Source organism: Paraburkholderia sp. MM5384-R2 (assembly GCF_014201025.1).
Taxonomy (GTDB): domain Bacteria; phylum Pseudomonadota; class Gammaproteobacteria; order Burkholderiales; family Burkholderiaceae; genus Paraburkholderia; species Paraburkholderia tuberum.
Map to the genome: position 1 here is coordinate 265,712 of NZ_JACHDI010000001.1, position 21,763 is coordinate 287,474.

At 65.1% G+C, this 21,763-nt stretch carries 18 protein-coding genes; 3 read left to right on the plus strand and 15 right to left on the minus strand.

Features of this window, described 5'->3' with window-relative positions; all coding sequences use genetic code 11:
• The first annotated feature begins 247 nt into the window (after positions 1 to 247).
• From HDG37_RS01315 to gmd, 3 genes are read left to right on the plus strand one after another with little or no spacing between them, the layout of a single operon-like run.
• A complete protein-coding gene (locus HDG37_RS01315) occupies positions 248 to 1,330 on the plus strand; it encodes an acyltransferase (protein WP_184043707.1) in 1,083 nt (360 codons plus the stop codon).
• On the plus strand, positions 1,327 to 2,076 hold the full coding sequence (locus HDG37_RS01320; RefSeq protein WP_184043709.1) for an SGNH/GDSL hydrolase family protein: 750 nt from the start codon (positions 1,327 to 1,329) through the stop codon (positions 2,074 to 2,076). The genes HDG37_RS01315 and HDG37_RS01320 overlap by 4 nt, the downstream gene beginning before the upstream one ends.
• 56 nt (positions 2,077 to 2,132) lie before the next feature.
• On the plus strand, positions 2,133 to 3,176 hold the full coding sequence (gene gmd, locus HDG37_RS01325) for a GDP-mannose 4,6-dehydratase (protein WP_184043711.1): 1,044 nt from the start codon (positions 2,133 to 2,135) through the stop codon (positions 3,174 to 3,176).
• Positions 3,177 to 3,218: 42 nt separating this feature from the next.
• Here gmd and HDG37_RS01330 read toward each other — a convergent pair whose 3' ends face one another.
• The 15 genes from HDG37_RS01330 to HDG37_RS01400 all read right to left on the minus strand — a co-directional run bounded on the left by HDG37_RS01330 (position 3,219) and on the right by HDG37_RS01400 (position 21,711).
• Complete coding sequence (locus HDG37_RS01330) at positions 3,219 to 3,584, minus strand: response regulator (protein ID WP_018418019.1); 366 nt, start codon at positions 3,582 to 3,584, stop codon at positions 3,219 to 3,221.
• A gap of 31 nt (positions 3,585 to 3,615) precedes the next feature.
• Complete coding sequence (locus tag HDG37_RS01335) at positions 3,616 to 4,596, minus strand: chemotaxis protein CheX (protein WP_184043713.1); 981 nt, start codon at positions 4,594 to 4,596, stop codon at positions 3,616 to 3,618.
• Between the two features lie 33 nt (positions 4,597 to 4,629).
• A complete protein-coding gene (locus HDG37_RS01340) occupies positions 4,630 to 5,169 on the minus strand; it encodes a hypothetical protein (protein ID WP_184043715.1) in 540 nt (179 codons plus the stop codon).
• Positions 5,166 to 5,897 carry a methyl-accepting chemotaxis protein gene (locus HDG37_RS39955; RefSeq protein WP_184043717.1) on the minus strand — a complete coding sequence of 244 codons (732 nt, stop codon included), beginning with the start codon at positions 5,895 to 5,897 and terminating at the stop codon, positions 5,166 to 5,168. The genes HDG37_RS01340 and HDG37_RS39955 overlap by 4 nt, the downstream gene beginning before the upstream one ends.
• A gap of 37 nt (positions 5,898 to 5,934) precedes the next feature.
• A complete protein-coding gene (locus tag HDG37_RS01350; RefSeq protein WP_184043719.1) occupies positions 5,935 to 8,313 on the minus strand; it encodes an ATP-binding protein in 2,379 nt (792 codons plus the stop codon).
• A gap of 329 nt (positions 8,314 to 8,642) precedes the next feature.
• Entirely contained in the window at positions 8,643 to 9,809 is a 1,167-nt protein-coding gene (locus HDG37_RS01355; RefSeq protein WP_184043721.1) for a glycosyltransferase family 4 protein, read from the minus strand.
• 70 nt (positions 9,810 to 9,879) lie between these two features.
• A complete protein-coding gene (locus tag HDG37_RS01360) occupies positions 9,880 to 11,109 on the minus strand; it encodes a glycosyltransferase family 4 protein (RefSeq protein ID WP_184043723.1) in 1,230 nt (409 codons plus the stop codon).
• Positions 11,106 to 12,608: a glucose-6-phosphate isomerase gene (locus HDG37_RS01365; RefSeq protein WP_184043725.1), complete on the minus strand. Its 1,503-nt coding sequence runs from the start codon at positions 12,606 to 12,608 to the stop codon at positions 11,106 to 11,108. The genes HDG37_RS01360 and HDG37_RS01365 overlap by 4 nt, the downstream gene beginning before the upstream one ends.
• 3 nt (positions 12,609 to 12,611) lie before the next feature.
• Positions 12,612 to 13,772 (minus strand): glycosyltransferase family 4 protein, encoded by a 1,161-nt coding sequence (locus tag HDG37_RS01370; protein WP_184043727.1) that lies wholly within the window; start codon positions 13,770 to 13,772, stop codon positions 12,612 to 12,614.
• The gene (locus tag HDG37_RS01375; RefSeq protein ID WP_184043729.1) at positions 13,769 to 14,710 is read right to left on the minus strand and encodes a glycosyltransferase family 2 protein; all 942 of its coding nucleotides are present in this window, start codon (positions 14,708 to 14,710) and stop codon (positions 13,769 to 13,771) included. The genes HDG37_RS01370 and HDG37_RS01375 overlap by 4 nt, the downstream gene beginning before the upstream one ends.
• A gap of 56 nt (positions 14,711 to 14,766) precedes the next feature.
• On the minus strand, positions 14,767 to 16,965 hold the full coding sequence (locus HDG37_RS01380; protein WP_184044472.1) for a polysaccharide biosynthesis tyrosine autokinase: 2,199 nt from the start codon (positions 16,963 to 16,965) through the stop codon (positions 14,767 to 14,769).
• A gap of 136 nt (positions 16,966 to 17,101) precedes the next feature.
• Positions 17,102 to 18,307, minus strand: a complete 1,206-nt coding sequence (locus tag HDG37_RS01385) for a polysaccharide biosynthesis/export family protein (RefSeq protein WP_184043731.1) — start codon at positions 18,305 to 18,307, stop codon at positions 17,102 to 17,104.
• Positions 18,301 to 18,756, minus strand: coding sequence for a low molecular weight phosphotyrosine protein phosphatase (locus HDG37_RS01390; protein ID WP_184043733.1), 456 nt, complete (start codon positions 18,754 to 18,756; stop codon positions 18,301 to 18,303). Before HDG37_RS01390 ends, HDG37_RS01385 begins: the two co-directional genes overlap by 7 nt.
• Positions 18,757 to 18,787: 31 nt before the next feature.
• Positions 18,788 to 20,233 (minus strand): UDP-glucose/GDP-mannose dehydrogenase family protein, encoded by a 1,446-nt coding sequence (locus HDG37_RS01395; RefSeq protein ID WP_184043735.1) that lies wholly within the window; start codon positions 20,231 to 20,233, stop codon positions 18,788 to 18,790.
• 80 nt (positions 20,234 to 20,313) lie between these two features.
• A complete protein-coding gene (locus tag HDG37_RS01400) occupies positions 20,314 to 21,711 on the minus strand; it encodes an undecaprenyl-phosphate glucose phosphotransferase (RefSeq protein WP_184043737.1) in 1,398 nt (465 codons plus the stop codon).
• Positions 21,712 to 21,763 lie beyond the last annotated feature (52 nt).

The window sequence follows — 21,763 nt, forward strand, 5'->3', positions numbered from 1 at the left end:
GCGCACTTATTACGGATTGCCCGATGCTCACCACATAAACATATAAATCTTTCGAGAATGTCTAAAGAAATACCCTGTTTCAATCTGATTCAATTAGCCCATTCCAACGGGTTTTTTCTCGAGTTTCTTTTCCCTAGAATCGATTGCACTTCAGTTGCGACGCGAAGCGCGCGCCCGTTCGCTGGCAATCCGTGGCGAACCGCGCGGCGCTTCGCCCGGCTCATCCGCTTTACACCATGGACGGTTCATGACAGCCAGCGCATTGCCCCTCGCGCCCTCCCATTCCCGCATCGTGCAGCTCGACGGTCTGCGCGCGATCGCCGTGCTCGCGGTGTTCGCGCAGCACGCGTTGAAAGCGCCGCTATGGATGGGCGTCGATCTGTTCTTCGTTTTGAGCGGCTTTCTGATCAGCGGCATCCTGCTCGATCGCAAGTCGCGCCAGCAGTCGTATTTCAGCTATTTCTATGCGCGGCGCGCGCGCCGCATCCTGCCGCCGTACCTGCTGCTGATGGCCGTGTCGTCGCTGCTGTTCGGCCTCGCGTGGGCGCAGCACTGGTACTGGTACGCGTTCTTCGCGACCAATATCGGCGATGCGCTCAATCAAAGCGGTCATGACAGCCTCAACGTGCTGTGGTCGCTCGCGGTCGAGGAGCAGTTTTATATCTTCTGGCCGTTCGTGATCCTGCTCGTGCCCGAGCGTCTGCTTGGGCTGGTGGCGGCCGCGCTGATCGTTCTGGTGCCGCTGCTGCGCGCGCTCGCGACGCCGTGGTTCGATTCGTTCTGGCCAATCTACTACCTGACGCCGTTCCGCATGGATCTGCTCGCAGCCGGCGCGCTGCTCGCGGTTGCCGTGCGGCGCGATCGCAATGCGCTCGAACCGTTCAAGGGACTCGCGGTGCTCGGCGCTCTGGCCGCGCTCGCGGTGCTGGCATGGCTGCATCTGCACTACCCGCGTTTTCGCGCGGCGAATACGCCGTTGTCGAATGCGGGGCTGTATAGCGTGTCGCTGGTGCTGTGTACGTCGATCGTCGTGATCGCGCTGCAGAGCAAGGGCATCGTGAAGCGGCTGTTGTGCAATCGCGTGCTCGTTTATATCGGCACCATCAGCTACACGATCTATCTGATCCACCTGAGCGTGCTGTACATGGTGTGGCCGCTGCATCTGAATCGCTATCTGAGCGCCGCGATCGCGCTCGCTATCACGCTCGTGTACGCGAGCATCACGTGGTTCGCATTCGAGAAGCGCCTGATTTTCGGCGCGCGCGGGTCGAGAAAGACGACCCGCGCCGGCGCCAACGTCGCACGGCAAGCACCGCAAGGCCGCGCATGAACCGCCTGGCCGTTGTTGCTGCCCACGTGCTGGGTGTCGTGTCGGCGCTGATGCTGATCGCGCCGGCAACGCGCGCGGCCGTGGCCGGGCCGGCAGTGTCATCGCCGACGCAACTGCTGATCGACGCTTACGGCGACTCGACCACGCTCGGCATCACCTGCAGCGATGGCCACTGCGGCCCGCAAGCCCGCAACGCCGTCACGTATCTGCAGCAAGCGTTGCAGGCGCGTGACGGCGAGCGCGTGCGCGTCACGAACTATGGCGTCGGCGGCACGATGGCCTGGCAGTTGCGCGACGGCACCGGCAATCGTCGCGCGGGGCCGACGGCGGGACTGCCGTGGCGCGAACGTCTCGCCGCCTCGCCCGCGCGGATCGTGTTGATCAACTACGGCATCAACGAAGTGATGCACAACCAGACGCCCGAGCAGTTTTACGCGGCCGAGACGTCGCTCGTGCAAACCGCGCGAGCGCTCGGCAAGGAGCCTGTTTTGCAGACCTCGAACCCGATGCCCGATGACCGGCTCAACGCCCGGCTCGCCGCGATGATAGCGATGACGCGACGCGTGGCCGCCGAACAGCAGGTGCCGCTCGTCGATCAATACGCGTATGTGAGCAGCCTGCCCGACTGGAAATCGCTGATGTCGGACGGCGCGCATCCAAAGCCGGAGTTGTACCGGCTGAAGGCCGAACAGGATTATCGGGTCGTCGAACCGTTGGTGCGGCGGCTGCTGGACAACGCGCATTGAGCCAGGTTTTTACGCGCGTTCCGTGCTTTTTTTATTCACAAACTAGAAGGCAAGCTATGAGCCAACCACGCAAAGCGATCATCACCGGCGTATCCGGACAGGACGGCGCCTATCTGACCCGGCTGCTGCTCGACAAGGGCTATCACGTGACCGGCACTTACCGGCGCACGAGTTCGGTCAACTTCTGGCGCATGCGTGAGCTTGGCGTGCTCGATCATCCGAATCTGCGTCTCGTCGAACACGACCTCACCGACCTCGGCTCGACGCTGCGCCTGCTTGACGGCACGCAGGCCGACGAGCTGTACAACCTCGCCGCGCAGAGCTTCGTCGGCGTGTCGTTCGACCAGCCGGTGACCACCGCCGAAGTGACCGGCGTCGGCGCGCTGAATCTGCTCGAAGGCCTGCGTATCCTGAGCCCGAAGACACGCTTCTACCAGGCGTCGACCTCCGAGATGTTCGGCCTCGTGCAGGCCGTGCCGCAACGCGAAAGCACGCCGTTCTATCCGCGCAGCCCGTATGGCGTCGCGAAGCTGTTCGCGCACTGGTCGACGATCAACTATCGCGAGTCGTACGACCTGTTCGCGAGCAGCGGCATTCTGTTCAATCACGAATCGCCGCTACGTGGCCGCGAATTCGTCACGCGCAAGATCTCGGACACGGTCGCGAAGATCAAGCTCGGCAAGCAGGACGTGCTCGAACTCGGCAACCTGAGCGCGCAGCGCGACTGGGGCTTCGCACTCGAATACGTCGAGGGCATGTGGCGCATGCTGCAGGCCGACGCGCCCGACACCTTCGTGCTCGCGACCGGCCGCACCGAAACGGTTCGCGATTTCGTGCGCATGGCGTTCACGGCGGCCGGCTATCAACTGGAATGGGCGGGCAAGGACGAGCGCGAGACCGGCATCGACGTCGCGACCGGCAAGACGCTCGTGCGCGTCAATCCGAAGTTCTATCGGCCGGCCGAAGTGGACCTGCTGATCGGCTGCGCGGACAAGGCGCGCGACACGCTCGGCTGGCAACCGCAAACCTCGCTCGAACAGTTGTGCCAGATGATGGTGCAGGCGGACATCGCGCGCAACGAGCACCACGAGACGTTCTAACACGGCATCCGTGTGCGGCGGGGCTCGCCGCACACTGCCCCGTCAACCCGCCAGTTTCCGGAACGTCTCCAGCACCGCATCGCCCTTGAACGGCTTGACGATCCAGCCCTTCACGCCGGCGGCCTTGCCGCGCTCCTTCATCGCGGGGCTGCTTTCGGTCGTCAGCATGATCACGTTGACGGTCTTGTTCGCGAGTTCGCCGCGGATTTTTTCGACCATCGTCAGGCCGTCCATGTTCGGCATGTTCACGTCGCTGACGATCAGGCGGATATTCGAATCCGTTTTCAGCTTCGCAAGCCCATCCTTGCCGTCGATGGCCGTCGCGACGTCGAGACCGTTTTTCGCCAGAAAACCCGCGACTTCATCGCGTACCGTGCTCGAATCGTCCACCACCAGAATCTTTGCCATCACCATTCCCTTGCGTCACCGACGCGTCGTATCAAAACAGATCGAGTTCGCCGGACTCGACGAGATCGTCGACATCCATCGCGTTTTCAGAAAAATCTTCGGGTGACCAGCTCAGGTTGAAAACGAAGCGCTGGTCGATCGACACCGACTGTCCGCTCGCGGCGTCGCTCAATCGATATTGAAACCGCAACTGCGGATTGTCCGAGCCGAACGAGATGTAGCGATGCTTGTGATTGACCAGCAGTGGCACCTGCACCTGACTTGCTTCGCGAGCGTTCTGCTGACCGAGGAAGCGGTTTTTGAATGCCCCCCAGATCAGATTGGTCAATTCGCCGAGCACGTCGTTCAGATCGCGAAAGCCCGGTTGTTCCGCGCCCATGCCGGGCTCGCGTGCCGCGCGATCGCGATCGATCATGCCGAGCAGCGGCTCCTCTTCGGCCTGCATCAACATATAACCGCGACACCAGTTGCCTTCGAGCGGAATCAGGCTGAAGACCTCGCCGAAGATGATTCGATCGCGCACGATACTGGGCGTGTCGCGTTGCACCGTGACGCCGTCGAACAACGCGGCGAGCCGCGCTTGCGTGATCTCCGCGATACCGCGCACGAGCGCGTTCGGGAAGTCGAGGCTGAAGATGTATTGATCGACGGCTTCACGCAGCGCCGTCAGATCGGCGGCATTGAAATGCGCGCATACCGCGTTCGTCAACGGCTTCGGAAGCCGTTCGAGCGGCGCGTGGCCGCTCGAACGCAGGATCACCGGCAGTTCGGGGCGCAAGGCATTGATGCGCGCGGCGCTCGTCGCCGCCTGCTCGACCGAGCCCCCGTAGTTATCCGCCAACAGAACGCCGCCGAGATCGATATTGGTGGCCAGTACCGAGCCGAGGCGGTTGCTGTCGCGCACCTTCAGTGCGATCAGGTTGTGTTCGTCGAAAAAGAGCTTCAGCGCTTGCGCGTGTGCCGGACAGTCGTCGAGCACGAGCACCTTGCTGACGGGCTTGCTGGTATTCATCGTGTTTCAGTCTGCGAATGCAGTGTTGAGGGGCTAGAAAAGTTCGAGCTCGCCTTCGGCCTCGTCGGCCGTGGCGAGTTCAGCCTTGAAATCGAGGGGCGCCTGCGCGCATAGACATAGCGTGACACCCAGCCGGGCCGCACCGCCGATCGTCAGCTCGTACGCCCACACATGATCGGGCCGCAACTCGTCCAGATATTCGACACAGGCGCTGTTCAATTCATACGGCGTCGACATGCCGAGATCGGGGAAATGATCGACCAGTTGCTGGTTCATGTAGCCGCAGCACAGGTTGCCGAGTTCCATCAGCGTTTCCGACAGCGAACGCGTCGTGTCGCCGCTGGCGTAGTAGGCGTGCGTCGCGTCGTCCTTGCCGAAATGCAGCACGAACAGCAGACGAAAGCCGATCGACGAGATCGTCAACGCCATCGCGCAAGGTCCGGCCGGATGATCGCGATCCCACCTCGGCACCGCCGTGATCTCGCACGAATCGCCCGGCGTCGCGGGCAATCTCGCGCGCGCCGCGTGACAGAAGATGTCCGCGATGCTTTGCTTCGCCTGATCGGTAATCACGCTGCGGCCTGCTCGAGCCGGGATTGGAACTGGGTCGCCAGCACTTCGACGCCGCCGAGCGACGCCGTGATCATCTTGCCGCCGGCCTGGATGTCCTGGAACGTCGCCGCCGTCGTCAGGTCGTTGCGATGCAGGCTCTCGCGATAGCTCTTCGACAACTCCTGCGAGCGCGACGCCAGCGAGCGCACTTCGCCCGCGACGATCGAAAAGCCGCGACCCGCGGTGCCGGCGCGCGCCGCTTCGATCGACGCATTCAGCGAAACGATCAGCACGTGCTGCACGATCGCCGACAGCTCCTGGTTCTTCTTGTGCATGTCGCGGTTCTGCGACATCAGCGAAATCATCTGCTCGTGCCAACGCTCGAACGTGATGGTCAGCGTCTTCAGACGGCCCGCCTCGTGCGCGATCCGCGTAGCATGCTGCAGCCATTCGTCGCTTCGCGAACTCGCGGCGTCGAGCGACGCCTGCAACGCTTCGCGATCGTGCGCGCACTGCCCGGCTTGCGCGCGCAGATCGGCGAGCATCGACTCCAGTGCGGCGCGCTCGCTGTTGGCCTGCTCGCCGAGCCGGACCGCCGCGTCGAGTTGCTGCTCGAGGGCCTGCCGCGCGAGCGCGTCGACACGCTGCGCCTGCGCACCCGCGCGAAGCTTCCGACGATAAAAAATTCCCGTCGCGAGTGCGCAGAGGATACCGCCAACGCCTGCGGCCAAAAGATAACTTTCAAGCACAACCTGCTCCCATCGCTTCGTTTAATCCATCAGGCCGTCAGCCTGCTACCGCATCCGCGTCACGCTCGCGCGCTGCATCGGCGGACGCGTCGAGACTGTCCACCGCCCAGTCCTCGGGGAACGACACGACGGTCTGAAAGCGGCGATAGTCCGCGCCGCGACGATCGTCGGTGAAACGCAATTCGATGCGGCCATGCTCGCGCCGCACGAAATCGCGCACGGCATCCATGCCGACGCCGCGGCCCGAAATCTCGCTGACGGTCTGCGCGGTCGAGAAGCCGGAACGGAAAATCATCTCGGCAATCGCTTCGTCGCTGAGCGCGGCATCGGCGTCGATCCAGCCGCGTTCGATCGCGGCCCCGCGGATTTTCGCGAGCGCGAGACCGCGGCCGTCGTCGCTGATGGTGATCTGCAGCGCGTGATGGTCGACGCCCACTTCCAGTTCGATGACGCCGGCCGGGTCCTTGCCGTTCGCGACACGCTCGGCGGCAGGCTCGATGCCGTGGTCGACCGAGTTGCGCAGCAGGTGCGTGAACACATTGCGCAGCGTATGGCTGACCTCGCTGCGCACGCGGTAGCCGTTGTTGTCGATGCTGACGACCGGCGCCTCCTTGCCGAGTTCGGCCGCCAGAGACGGCAGCGAGTCGAACACGCCCGCGAGCGCTTCGTAAATCGATTCGGTGCCCAACAGACGCAGTTCGCGCTGCAACGATTCGCGCATCGACACGAGCGCGTCCCGGTCGGCCGGATCGGCGCTTTCGAGCAGATCCAGCTGCTTCTGGATCGACTCGCGATCGACCATCAGGTAGCGATCCACCACGCCGCTCTGGCCCGGCCCCTTGCGGCCGAGGCTCACTTCGTTGATCGTCGCGTAGGTTTCGAGCGCGGCCTTCACGCGCTGCAGATCCTCGATCAGAAGCTGCTGGTCCCACGCTTCGCTGCTGTCAGCGCGGCGCAATGCGTCGTAGCGCTGTTCGGTTTCGTGGACGATGCCGGTCAGATGCTGAAGGCTGTACGTGCGCGCATTGCCCTTGACGGTGTGCATGTTGCGGAACAGCTCGGCGACGGCTTCGTGACTCGGCTCGTGATGCTGACGGATGATCCGTTCGTTCTCGCTGATGAAGCCCGTCGCGCTTTCGACGAAGTGATGGAACTTCTCCTGACTCACCGCGAGAATCTCGCCGATCATTTCCAGCCGGCGCTTCTGTTCGCCGGCCTCGGCGGCGAGCGCGCGCAGTTCGGTCACGTCGCGCACGCAAAGCATCAAACGCAGCACGACGTCGTGTTCGTCGGTGATCGCCGACCAGCTCAGGTCGAGCGTCTTCACGCGGCCATCGGCCATCGGCTTGGCGATCTCGTTGACGAGCAGGTGCTGATTGAACTCGAAGTTCATGCTGTCTTCACCGATGCATGCCTGCAGCGCCGCTTCGATCTGTGAGAGCGCATCGCTATTGATATCGGTACCGCCGAACACGAGATCGAGCAACGGACGGCCCGCAATCTCGCGCGTCTCGAAGATGGCCTCGAGATAGGCGGAGTACTCCGGATGCACGACCACGCCTTCGACCACCGTCAGAATCCCCTGCTGCATGTTTTGCAGCATCGCCTGGATATCGGCGGTCTTCTGCTTCAGTTGCAGCGAGCTTTGCTGGATCTTCTCGATCATGCCGTTGAACGCGACGATCGAATGACCGATCTCGTCCATGCGTCCGACCGGCACGCGACGCGTGAAGTCCTGGCTTGCCGCGATCTCGCTCATCTCCACCTGCATGCGGCTCAGCGGCCGGGTGATCTGGCGATACAGCAGCGCGCTGATCAGCAACAGCACGACGATGGCCGCGCCGGTCGCGGCGCCGATCGCCGTCGTCGTGGTGGCGAGCGCGCTGTTCAGTTCGTCGATCGCGGCGTCCTTCTGGCGGTTCTTTTCGATTCGCAGCGTCTCGACGATGCCTTCGAGTTCATCGCGGTATTGCGCGACGTTCGCGAACAGATAGGCCTGCGCCAGTTCGTTCTTGCCGTCGGCCTTCATCTTCGCGGTGTCGTTGACCGCGTTGAAATAATTCGCGAGGCTGTCGCGCGCCTGGCTCACGAGCCCGGTTTGGGCCTGACCTTGCGCGGCCTTCGCCTGCACGTCGAGCGCCGCCTGCAACGACGCTTCCTTGCTCTTCAGCAGGTCTTGAGCCTGCGAGACCATGTTCGCGTCAGGCGCATAGACGAGCGTCATCATCGCGAGCTGCACGTCCTTGACCTGCGATACGAGGTCTGCCGACGCGAGCGCGCTCGGCACGACGCCCTGGGTGACCTGCCTGACGTTGGCGGCGCTGTTGCGGGTCTGAAGCACGGCGTATCCGCCAATGGCCGATAGCGCGACAAGCATCAGAATGACGAGAAGCGTGATGCGGTGACGGATGGTCATCTGAGAATCCCCGAGATCTGAAAATACAAGGTCCCCGCTTTCTGGCGGGACGCCCGTGTGTTTTTGTACTTTCGGGCGCGGGGATTATCGTCACGGATGTGTGACGTCAACGTGACGAAGTCGATGCCGGGCGCCACGTTTCAGGGATTTGAAAAATAAGGTCGAAAAATCGCGGCTAAGGGCTGATCCGGGCTCAAGTTCAACAGAAAAGTGCCGTTATTTGTGGCCTGTTTTTTTGCCGCTCTTGCGGCGACATGAACGCGAGGCCCGAACGCAGCGATCCGAGCCTCGCCCCTTTTTTCATTCGTTTGAACCGCCGCCGCTGCGCTTCAATGCAGCACGCTCCCCGCAATCGCTTCGGCATACACCGCCGCGACCCGCTTCGCGATCACCGCGTTATCGAAGCGTTCGCGCGCATAGCGGCGGCATGCATCCGCATCGGGCAACTTCAGCGTACCGTTCAGCGCGCCGGCGAGACCCGCGGCGATCGCAGCTGCGCCGGTCTCCGGCAACACCAGATCGGGCGACAAACCCGCCACCGCCTCCGGCAATCCACCGACCGGCGTCACCAGCACCGGCGTGCCCGACGCAAGCGATTCGACCGTGATGAGCCCGAAGCCTTCCAGCGCGACGGTCGGCACGACGCTGATGTTGGCCGCGCGATACAGCGCCGCCAGATGCTGATCGGGCACGAAGCCGAGCAGCTTCACGTTGTGTTCGAGCCCCGCGTCGACGATGCGCGCCTCCAGCTCACCTTCGAGCCGACCCTTGCCCGCGATCAGCAGCAGCACGTCGGGCGCGCTGCGTTTGAGCAGCTTCACCGCATCGATCAGATCTTCGAGACCCATGCGCCGCACCAGCCGTCGCACCGCCAGCACGATCGGTCGGTCCTGCGGCAATTGCAGACGCAGACGCGCCTCGGCCTGCGTGATCGGCAGATTGAACTGCTCGACATCGACGCAGCCCGGCACCACGCGCACGCGCTCCGGCGAGATGCCGTAGCGCGTCGTGAGAATCTTGCCGAACGCGTCGGACAGGACGATCAACCGCGACGAACGCGCGTATACCGACTGCTCCAGATAACGCTTCGCGCGCTGGCCGAACGAATCGGCGCCTTCGACGTGGCTCTCGTCGGCCCACGGTCCCTGAAAATGCGACACCTGCGGAATGCCGCGCGTCACGTCGAGCCCCGGAAACGTATAGAGCGCGAAGTGCGACGAAATCACATCGGGCCGCGACGTGCGGATTTCGTGGCGTAGCGCGCGGCGTGCCGCCATTAGCCGCAGCGGCAGCGATTGCGCGGCGGGGCCGAAGCCGTTGATCGCGCCACCGGTATCGGCCGCGACTTTCGGCGAGCCGGCGACGACGCCGCGCACCGCGACGCCCGCGCCCGGCAGCGCGCCGACCAGCGAGTAGTACATGCGGTCGAGGCCGCCCGCGCGTTCGGGAAACCAGTGCATCCCGATCTGCAGTGATTTGATTGAGCCAGTCGTCATGATGGTGTGCCCCTGTGCGTTGCTTGCGGTGAGTTGCTATGTGTAGACGTGGATGGCGCGCTTCGCGCGGTCATTCCACGCTCTTCTGTCCGGCGAGATGGTTCAGCGTCAGCGCATCGTTCTGCGCGACGACCGTCGCTTCCGTCTGGCTGCGCCGGCGGTTTTCCTGCTGCCCGGCCAACTGCCGGTACAGCGCGATGTATTGCGCGGCCATGCGCGCCCAGCCGAAGCCGGTCGCGAGCTCGCTCGCGGCTTTGCCCATCGCGTGGCGCGCGCTGTCGTCGCCGGCGAGTTGCGCGACCGCGCGAGCGAGCGCTTGCGGGTCGTCGGGATCGTCCAGCACGATGCCGCACTCGGGCGTGATGATCTCGGCGCCGCCAGCCGTGCGCGCGGTCACGACGGGCAGCCCCGCCGCCATCGCTTCGAGCAGCGACAGACTCATCGCTTCGTAGCGCGACGGGAACACGAACGCGTCGACCGAATGCATCAGCACCGGCATCTCCTTCACGAGCCCGAGAAAATGCACGCGATGCGCGATGCCGAGCGCCTTCGCCTCGTCCGGATACGGGCTGCCCGGCAGAAAGCCGGCCACCGCGATCTGCACATGCTCGGGCAGATGCTTCAACGCGGCGAGCACGGTGCCGAGATTCTTGCGCGGCGTGCGCAGGTCGCCCACGAACAGCAGCAGGAACACATCGTCCGGTAACCGGAACTTTGCGCGATCGCCACTCGCCGCCGCGAAACCCTGCGTGTCGACGCCGTTGTAGATGACGTCCACGCGGTTGCGCGGCGTGAGACCGATCGCGCGGATTTCGTCGGCGACCTTCTGCGACACCGCGGTAATCACCTTCGAGCGCCGGTACGCCCAGCGCTCGAGCAACGCGTTGCAGCGCGTATAGACCGACTGGTACGCGGACCACACGCCCTTCGTGAGACCGAACGGGTAGTACTTGCTCGCGAACCAGCCGCTATGCACGAAATGCGAGGTATTGACGTCGGCGCACATCCAGGTGATGAAGCCGTTCACGTGCAGCACGTCGTAGTCGCGGCGATGCGCGCGCAGCCACAGTGCGCTCTTCGCCGCGAACACCTGCTGGCGCAGCAGATTGGTGGGCCACCAGCGGCCGATCTTCACCGGCGCCCAGCGCACGTTAGGATGCGCGAGCAGCTCGGGCGCCACGTGCGACGCGACCAGCGTCACGCGAATGTTCTCGTCGAGCGCCGCGCGCGCGATCTCGTGGTTGACGCGCCCCTGGCCGTCGTTATGGCGCACTACGTGCGTGACAATGGCGACTCTCAATCCGTGCCTCCGTGGAGAAATAGCGTGCGTGCGCGGTTCATTTTTTCGTGGTGAACCGCGGAAAGAATCGAAAAAGCGCCCATGAAAAGCAGCAGGCCGCCGGTGCCGACCAGCGAGTTCGTGAACACGAGCATCGCGAAGGTCGCAAGACACAGGCTCAGGCACGCGGAGACGAACTTGTCGTCGCGCAGCCTGAACGAGCCGAGCACCGCGCGCGTCAGCAGCCACACGATGCCGGACATGTACAGCAAGGTGCCGGGCCAGCCGAGCACGAACGGAATGTTCATCACGCCGCTGTCGAAGTTGCCGTACTGGCCGAGCTGGCCGCCGTCGTTGGACAGTTTCGTCGAGGTGCCGGTCGCGCCCATGCCCTCGCCCGAGACGTCGGTAAACGCGGTCTTCGCGAAGGTCGCGTAGAACTCGTTGCGCGCCGCGTAGCTCTGGTCGTCGTGCAGATTGACGATCGTGTTTAGCCGCGCCTGCATCCGCTCGGCCACCGGACCCACCGCCAGCAGCGGCACGCACAAGCCGGCGAGCAGTACCGCGCTCGCGACGATGCGCACGCGCACCTTGTTGTTCGACTTCACGAGCTGGATCAGGAGCGCGATGACCCAGCCTCCCCACGTCGAGCGCACGAGGCTCAGCGCGAACGAGAAGAAGCCGAGCGCGGCGGCGATCCAGCGCACGCGATGCTGCGCGGCCATCACGAACACCATCGCGCCCATCATCGCGAACGCGAACGGGCCCGACGAGTTCATCGTGCTGAACACGCGTACGCCCATCGGCACCGGGTCGCCCTGCGAGTTCATCTGCGAGCCGAGCATCCACAGCGCGTCCCACGGCGGCATGATGAAAAACTGGATCAGGCCGTAGCCGCCCATCACCAGCATCCCCCAGATGAACGTGTTGATGATCGTGTCGCGATACTGCGGATACTGGCGCGTGTGCGCCATGATGTGAAAGCCGATCAGGATCGGGTAGAGCCAGTTCGCGAGGTCGTAGGTGGCCGCGAGCGGGCCGCTCGACATCACGCCGATCAGGAACGCGTAGATCAGGCCGAGCAGGATCAGCAGCACCGGCAAACCGCGGCGCTGCGCGAGCAGCCGGTAGTAGCGCAGCAGCGACAGCCCGCTGATCATCGTGACGGCGAGCGGCGCGACCTGGATCAGGCTCGTCGGCGTGAACGCGCCCTTTGACCAGTCGGCGAGACGCCGCACTTCGGGGCTCAGGAACCACAGCCACCACATGAAGCCGATGTAGCGCGCCGGGCTCTTGAAGTAGAGCCACAGGCCCGTCAGGATCGCCAGCACCGGGAACGCCAGCGTGAGCACCGTGCCCTGATGCGCGACGACCAGCACCGCGGCGATCAGCCACAGCAGGAGCGGCGGCAGCCATTCTCGCGGGCCGCCTGACAGCAGCCCGCTCGCGGCGTGTTTTGCAGGGCCGGCGTTGGCCGCGCCTGGCGGCGGCAACGGGTTCGCGCGCGGAATCGTCGACATCGCTTATAGGCCTCCGCGCGATTCGCGCCCGGGTGCGGCGGGCTGCGCGTGCGTGGCCGCGCCGGCATGCGCGCTCGCCTGCCCGCGCGCGCTCAGCATCTCGCGCGTGATCCGCACGTGCTGCATCGCGTAGTGCTGGGTGGTCAGATCGCGCGCGAGCAGACCGGCCGCGGCTGCCTGTGCCTGGCGCAGCGCCTCGTCAGGCTCGGCGGCGAGCCGGTCGAGCGCATCGCGCAGTGCCTGCGGATTGAACGGCGGCACGTAGGCGGCTTCGTCGGCGGGAAAATAATCGCGCAGCGCGCCGACGTCGGTCGCGACCATCGGCTTGCCGAGCGCCGCTGCTTCGAGCATCACCGTGATACCCGAGGCGTGCGAGTTCGGCCGCAGCGGCACGACGATCACGTCGGCCCAGTCGTACAGCTCGTGCTGCTTTTTGATGCCGGAAAACAGCGCGATCTCGACATTCGAAGCGCGCAGCGACGCGGGAATGCGCCGCCGCGTCGCGAGCTTCACCGTGTAGCGCGGATCGTTGCCGAACGCCTTGATCAGCGTCTCCCAGTCGCGGTCGCGATCGTTGCCGATCGCCGCGATGCGCAGCGGCGTGCGCGGCGTCCACTGCGTCGGCGGGGTGACCGGGAAGTCGCGCGTGTTCAGGCCGTACAGCAGCGGCGTCGCGTCGCGATGGAAATAGCGTTGGCACAACCCGGCGTTTTCGCTAGCGAGTGTGGTCAAGCGATCCGCCCGCGTCAACAGCTTGCGATACAACCAGCTGCGCAAGATGCCATACGACGGCCACTTGTCGAGCAGCCACACGCTTTGCGCGAGCAGCAGCGGCGACGCGCCCGGCCCCGCCTTGCGCCCGCACAGCAGCAGCATCAGCGCGGCGGCCAGCCACTCCTGCTCGGTATGCGTCCAGATCACGTCCGAGCGCAGCATCTGCGCGCGATTGCGCCACGTATGGATGAAATCGAAGCCGAGCGCGGCCTTCAGCGCGCGCCGTACGAGCCGCACGGGCCGGCTTTCGCGCGCGTCCTGCGAATAAGTCAGCGCGAATGCTTCGGACTGCGCATGGTGATAACCGTACAGGCAGCCGATATCGTCGCCCTTGCGATAAAAACGCGGATCGGCGCCGTAAAAGAGATGAACGTGAACCTTCGTACTCATGCGGACACTCCGCTCTTCGACAGCGCGCGCCGCGCCTCATGGGCGCCTGCGCGAACCTCGCGCCAGCGCGACAGCTTCAACTGCGCCTGCTTCGACAGCAGCGCGAGCGCCGCATGCGTGAGGCCCGGATAAAGCCGTGTACCGACCAGCGTCCACCACCACCACGCGGCTTCGCGGCGCAGCGGCGGCAACTGGTCGCGCAGGATCAGATGGAAGTTGAACGCGGCGTTGCGCAGCGCGGCCATCGTCTGCGCGTCGCGTTTGTCGTCGTCGAAACGCTCGGCCGGGAAATGATCGACCGCGATCTGCGGGTCGTACACGAGCTTCCAGCCCGCGTTTTTCACCGCGAGGCTGAACGCCATGTCGTTGTGCACCTGCGCGCCCGCGCCGCGCAGACGCGCGTCGAAGCGGATCGTGCGCACCGCTGCGCGCCGGTAGCTCATGTTGGCGCCCTTCAGGATGTCGACCTCGCGCGCCGCACCGACACCCAGATGATGATTGCCGATGATCTTGCCGTGCGCGGTCACCTTGCCGACCAGCGGCCGCTCGCCGTCGAGCACGCGGCCTTTCTCGTGCACCCAGTCGCGCCCGCCCAGCGCGCCGAGGCGCGCGTCGGCTTCGAACGCGGCCGCGATGCGCTCGACCCAGTCGCGGCGCGGCGCGGCGTCGTCGTCGGTGATCGCGATCACGTCGCCGCTCGCGGCGTCGAGCCCGCGATTGAGGGCCGCGACCTGGCCGGGTATGTCCACCGGCGCGATCACGAGCGGCAGGCGGCCGCCCGTGGACGGATCGCGCAGGCACGCATGGGTCGCGTCGTCGTCGACGCGCGCGACCACGATCACTTCGTCGGGCGCGCGCGATTGCCGCTCGAGCGCCGCGAGGCAGCGCGCCAGATCGGCCGGGCGGCGATAAGTCGGTACCAGTACCGTCAGTTTCATCGTGATCTCCTCTGTTCCTGTCGTGCAGAAGTCGGTGCTGGAGTGCGGAGTCCGCGTCACGTACTCAGGTATGCCTGAGTCGCCGCGTAGCCGCGGTCGTAGCCGACCCGCGAGCGCGCCGGCATGCCGTTGAAGATGCCGCCCTGCACGTGGACGCCCGCCGAGCGCAGGCGTTTCAGCGCATCGGCCAGCTCGAGCTCGCTGTGCATGCCCGAGCGCATCACGAAGAACGTCGAGCCCACATACGCGCCGATGATCGACGCATCGGTCACCGCGAGCACCGGCGGCGTGTCGATCAGGATCACGTCGTAGCGCTTCGCGAGGCCGTCGAGATACTGCGGCAGACGCGGCGACATCAGCAGCTCGGACGGATTCGGCGGACGGCGGCCGCACGAGATGAAGCTCAGGCCCTCGATGCTCGAACCGCGAATCGCTTCCTCCAGCGAGATCTGGCCGCTCAGCAGCTCGGACAGGCCGTTTTCCTGCAAGCCGCCCACGTAACGTTCGAGCGTGCCGCGCCGCATGTCGCCGTCGATCAGCAGCACGCGCTTGCCCGAATGGGCGAGCAGCATCGCCAGGTTCACGCTGAGGAAGCTCTTGCCGACGCCGGCCATCGGCCCCGTCAGCATCACGATGCGGTTGCGCGCGTCCATCAGCGTGAACTGCATCGCGGTGCGCAGGCTGCGCAGACTTTCGATCGTCACGTCCTTCGGCCGCGCGTTCGCAAGCACCGGACGCAGCCGTTCGCCGCCCCGCGCATAGCTGTTTTCGAGCTGCACCTGCTCGGCGCTTTGCGGCACGAGGCCGAACACCGGCAGATGGAACGCGCGCTCGACGTGATCGGGGTCGTCGATGCCTTTGAACAGATTGCGGCGCACGAACACGAAACCGGTGCCCGCGATCAGCCCGAGAATCACGGCCGCCGAGATGATCAGCATCTTCTTCGGCTTGACCGGCGCGCCGGGGCGCAGCGCGGCGTCGACGATATGGACGTTGCCGCCGGTGCCCGCCTTCTGCACCGACAGCTCCTGCACGCGATTGAGCAGCAGCACGTAAATGTCTTCGGCCACCTTCGCGTCGCGCTGCAACTGCACGGCCTTCACTTCGGTGGCCGGCAGATTGCGGAAGCGGTCCGCGTATTTGGTGCGCTGCGCCTCCAATTCGGCCATCTGCTGACGCGCGGCGACGAGCGTCGGATGGTCGTCGCCGTAGCGCTCGGCGAGCTGCGTCATCTGCAGACGCAACGCGGCGATCTGCTGCTCGTATTGCACGCTGCCTTCGAGGTAGACCTTCGCCTCGTCGCTCGCGTTGATCGAGCCGGACTGACGTTGATAAGCGGTCAGCGCGGCCTCCGCGCGTTCGAGATCGGCCTTCAGGCGCGGCTCCTCGCTCTTCAGGAAGTCGAGCATCCTGCTTGCGTCGGCCTGCTTGTTCGACACGTGCTCGCGCAGATACGACTGCGCGAGCGCATTGGCGACGAGCGCCGCATGCTCGGGACTCTTATCCTCCAGCGAGATCTGGATCACGCCGGTCTGCTTGCCCTGCTCCTGCACCGTGATCGCCGACTGGAACGCGGTGATCGCATCGAGATCGTTCGAGCGCACGATGGTGAACTCCTGCCCGGGGCGCGCGATCAGCGTGTTGACGACCATCGTCACGCCCCCGCCCTGCGCCTGCTGCCCGACCTGGCCGCGCAGCAGCAGCGAGCCGTTCGGCGCGAACAGTTCATAGTGCTGCGCGTCGATCACGCGCAGCAGCAGCTTCTCGCCTTCGAGCGACGGCGTCACGTCGATCGAATCGACGTCGACTTTTTCTCCGCCCCATGCGTAGGACGTGAGCCCCAGCCACGCGCGCGCGGGCTGGCCCGGCGTCGCGAGGCGCGCGGCGATGTTGCCGAGCAGCGGGATCGTCTTCGGCGTAACGCTGAAGTTCAGCTTCAACTGCTGCACGACCGGCGCGACCACGCCACGACTCTTGATGATTTCGATCTCGGCGTCGGTCGGCAGCGACGTCGAGCCGCTGGTGATCGCTGCGCCGGTCTGCGTTTGCGTGAGCGCCTGCGACATGCTGTCGGACTGCTCGACGCGCACGTGCGCATCGGCCGAATAAGTCGGCCTGGCGAGGTAGCAGTACGCGACCGCCATCGCGACGATGATCGCGGTGATCGCGAGCAGCCACCAGATGTCGTCGAGGATCACCTGCACCAGTTGTCCGAGGACGACGTCTTCTTCTTCGGTCTTGATCGGACCAGCCATGTGTGGAGAGAGTTGATTGCTCACTGTTCCATCCCGTGTCGTTGGCTTCGGCTTTCGCGTCAGCGGTACTTCTGCTTTCGTTGCACGTCCCGCACCGCGCGGACAACAGCGGCGCGGGACGTTACAGGCCAAACGTTCAGCGCGTCAGCTGCTTCAGATAGAACAGCGCCTGCACGCTCGGCAGCACCTGCTGCAACACACGGTTGAACGTGGTCGACGCGGCGGTGCCCACGTACACGACGTCGAGCGGCTGCAACTGGAACTGCGAGGACAGCATGATCGAGTCCGGCTGCGTCATGTCGAGGCGGAACACCTCGGGCGTGGTCGGATGCTCGCGCATGCCGCGCATCACGTAGATCTGGCGCGGATTGGCGTCGGTGTTGAGGATGCCGCCCCCTTGCGTGAGCGCGTCGGCGATCGTCATGCGGCCGCGCACGATCGGCACCTGGATCGGCGTCTTCACTTCGCCCAGCACGAAGATGCGGCTGTCGGTGCGGTCCGGCACGTTGATCACGTCGCCGTTCTGCAGCATCACGTCCTGGGTGGTATCGCCCTGATCGAGCATGCGATCGGCATTGAGCACATAGAGCTTGTGGTTGCGCGTGAGTCGCACGCGCTGGATGTCGGCGTCCGGGTTCGTGCCGCCCGAGCGCGTGATCGCGTCGACCAGCTTCAGCGGCACGTCGCTGACCGCGAGCGGTCCCGGCTGCTTCACTTCGCCCGTGACCTGCACCTTCTGGCCGCGATACGACAGCACGCGCACGTCGACCTGGGGATTGCGGATATAGGGCACGAGGCGGGCGGCGAGCTGATCGCGCAGCTCGGTCGTGGTCTTGCCCGCGGCCTGGATGCGGCCGACGAACGGGAAAAAGATCGTGCCGTCGGCGGCGACGGTCTGGCCGTACGGATCGGCCTGGCCCGGCAGCGCGGCCGTATACGGTTGCTGCAACGCACCCGCGATCGTCTGCGTGGTATTGCCGCCCGAGGACAAGGTACTGCCCTGCGGCGTGGTCAGCTCGGGGTGATCCCACACGGTGATGCCGAGAATGTCCTGCGGCGCGAGGTGGTACACGTACAGCGACGGATCGGACAGCGCCGCTGGCGGCAACGGCTGGGTTTTCGCGGCGGCGGCTTGCGCCTGCGCCATGATCAGGGTCGCGTCGATCAGATGGACCGGATAGGTTTCGCTCGGCGCCTGATCGTTGTCCTTGAGCCGCGACGTGTCGAGGTAATTGCCCGGTGCGCTCGCGCAGGCCGACAGAAAGGACGTCAGCAGAAGTGAGGCGGCGAGCTTCGTGCGCAAGCTCGCGAATGAGTTTTCGATGCGGGGTTTCTTCAGCATATTTTTTTCAGCCATCCCATGACCAGATGTTCGATGAGCACGAGACTCTCCCTGTATTCGTCTTCCGCGCCGCCGTGCGGATCGGCGACGTCCGAATCGGCTTCCCACTTGCCGAGCGGATAGACCTTGCCGCGCGCGGACGGATCGAGCGCTTCGACCTTGCTCACCTGCGCGCGCTCGGTCACCAGCACGAGATCGGCCGCGCGCACGAGCGAGCGCTCGAGGCGCCGCGCGTGGTGAACGCCGGCCGCGACGCCGCGCTCTTCCAGCAGGCGCCGCATCACCGGGTCCATGCCGTGGCCGTTCACCGCACGAATGCCCGCCGAATGAAACGCGATAGGTACGGCCCCCGAGCGCGGCGCGCGCGCCTGGCTCGCCTTGAACAGCATCTCGGCGGCGGGCGACCGGCACACGTTGGCGTGGCACACGATCAGAACGTTGTCGAACATGGCGAACTCTCTCGCGGCGATTGCGGTGGCCTCAGCGGCCGGAGGCTGCCGTCGCGGCGAGGTCCGCCGCCTGCATCGAACCTTTCGCGCCGACACGCGCCGGCGCGTTGCGCAACGCATGCCGCCGGCCGATCGCGTGATACTCGATGCCGAGTTCGAGCAGCACGTCCGGCTCGTACAGATTGCGGCCATCGAAGATCAGCGGCGTCTTCAGAATGCGCTTCAGCGCATCGAAATCTGGACTCTTGAAGACCTTCCATTCGGTCAGGATCACGAGCGCATCGACGCCGCTCGCCGCTTCCATCTCTTCACTCACGAACGAAAGTCGCGCATGCTGCTGCGGCACGTCCTTCAGATCGAGCGCGAGCACGCGCTTCGCTTCGTCGATCGAGACCGGGTCGTAGGCCTTCACGCGCGCGCCGCGGCCCAGCAGCCCGGCGATCAGCTCGCGGCTCGGCGCCGCGCGCATGTCGTCGGTGTTCGGCTTGAAGGCGAGACCCCAGACGCCGAACGTGCGGTCCGACAGATCCTCGCCCAGACGCGCGACGATCTTCTGCGCGAGGATCTGCTTCTGTGCATCGTTGACCGCTTCCACCGCTTCGAGAATGCGCAGGTTCGCGTTGTGGTCGGCCGCGGTGCGGATCAGCGCCTGCACGTCCTTCGGAAAACAGGAGCCGCCATAGCCGCAACCCGCGTAGAGGAAGTCATAGCCGATGCGCGGATCGGAACCGATGCCGCGGCGCACCGCCTCGATATCCGCGCCGACGCGATCGGCCAGATTCGCGAGCTCGTTCATGTACGAGATGCGCGTCGCGAGCATCGCGTTGGCCGCGTACTTGGTGAATTCGGCCGAACGCACGTCCATATACAGCGTGCGCTCGCGATTGCGGTTGAACGGCGCATACAGGCGCTTCATCAGTTCGCGCGCCTTTTCGCCGGGCACGTCCTCGTCGCAGCCGAGCACGATGCGATCGGGCCGCGTGAAGTCTTCGACGGCCGCGCCCTCCTTCAGGAACTCCGGATTCGACACGACCGAGAACATCTGCTCGACGCCGCGCGCGGCCAGCTCGGCGGCCAGCACTTCGCGCACGCGCGATGCGGTGCCGACCGGCACCGTCGATTTGTCGACTATCACCTTGAAGCCGGTCATATGGCGGCCGATGTTGCGCGCGGCCGCGAGCACGTATTGCAGATCGGCGGAACCGTCTTCGTCGGCCGGCGTGCCGACCGCGATGAACTGGATGTCGCCGTGCGCGACCGCGGCCTCGACGTCGGTGGAAAACGTCAGGCGCCTGGCGCGGCGATTGCGCGCGATGATCTCCTGCAGCCCCGGCTCGTGGATCGGCACGCCGCCGTTGTTGAGCACGTCGATCTTGCGCGCGTCGACGTCGAGACAGAACACGTCGTGGCCGATGTCGGCCAGACACGCGCCGGTCACGAGGCCGACATAGCCGCTACCGATGATCGTCAGGTTCATGGATTGCACCTCGGTAAAAAAGTTGATTCAGGAATGCGCTCGCGCGACGCGTGGCATCGGCGCGGCCCGGCGCCCCGCGTTCAATAGGCGTTGCTGCCCGCGAAGCCCTTCCACAGCGTCAGCACGACGATCTTGATGTCGAGCCAGAAGGTCCAGTGCTGCATGTAGTACAGATCGAGCTTTACGCGGCCCATCATCTTTTCGATGCGATCGGTTTCGCCGCGATAACCGTTGATCTGCGCCCAGCCGGTAATGCCCGGCTTGATCCGGTAGCGGTGCATGTAGCCCTTCACCAGATCCTTGTAGATGTCGTCGTGCTCGAGCGCATGCGGACGGGGACCTACCACCGACATCTCGCCGCGCAGCACGTTGATGAACTGCGGCAGTTCGTCGAGGCTGGTGCGGCGCAGGAACGCGCCGACCGCGGTGATGCGCGGATCGCGCCGCGTCGCCTGGGTGATCTTGCCGGCCGCTTCCGTGTGGACCTTCATCGAGCGGAACTTGAAGATCTCGAACTCGCGGCCGTCGATGCCCTTGCGCCGCTGGCGGAAAAACACCGGCCCCGGCGAGCTGAGCTTCACCATCAGCGCGATCGCGAGCATCAGCGGCGACAGCGCGAGCAACGCGCCGAACGCGAACAGGCTGTCGAACACGCGCTTGGGCAGCACGCGCAGATCGGTGATCGGCGAGGCGGCCAGATTGATCGCGGGCACGCCGAGCAGCTCGACCATCGGCTGATTGAACAGCGTCAGGCTGCCGACGTCGGGGATGAAGCGGATGTTCACGAAGTCGTTGCGCAGATCCATCACGAAGCGATGGATCGCCTTCTCCTTCGAGATCGGCAGCGCGAGCCACAACTCGCGGATCGCGCGCTGCCGTACCAGTTCGATCATGCGCTGATAGTCGCGCTCGACCGGCACGCCCGCGACCGCGTGCGCGGCGTCCGGGTCTTCGTAGGGATTGATCGTGCCGTCCTCGTCGAACACGACGACGGGCTTGAAGCCAGCTTCGGGACGGCCGCGCATCTGCTCGATCAGGAAGCGGCCGTACGGCGCGACGCCGACGATCGCGACCGCGCGCTGATTGAAGCCTTCGCGGCGCAGCCCGCGCAGGATCGAATAGACGATCACCTTCGTGACGACCAGCAGCACGATCGACGCGAGCGCCCAGTAAACGAGCCACAGCCGCGACAGGCTGTCGGCGCGGTGCACGCTGAAGCTGATCAGCACGCCGGTCACTTCGACCATCAGCCAGCCGCCCGTAACGCGCGACAGCAGATCGTAGAGCGGCTTGCCGCGCCACGACTGATAGATGCCGAGCGGCGGGAAGAACACCACCACGAGCAGGCAGCCGAACGCAAGCGACACGCTTTGCATATCGTCGAGCCATACCACTCTGCCGCTGTGCACGCCCGCCGCCAGCACCGCGGCGAGCGCGACCATGGCGATGTCGATGATTCTCGCTAGAACGCTCAGCATGCGCCGCCCCTCTGTTCGTCAGTCAAGTGCGATCCGTCGGTTGGTTGAAATG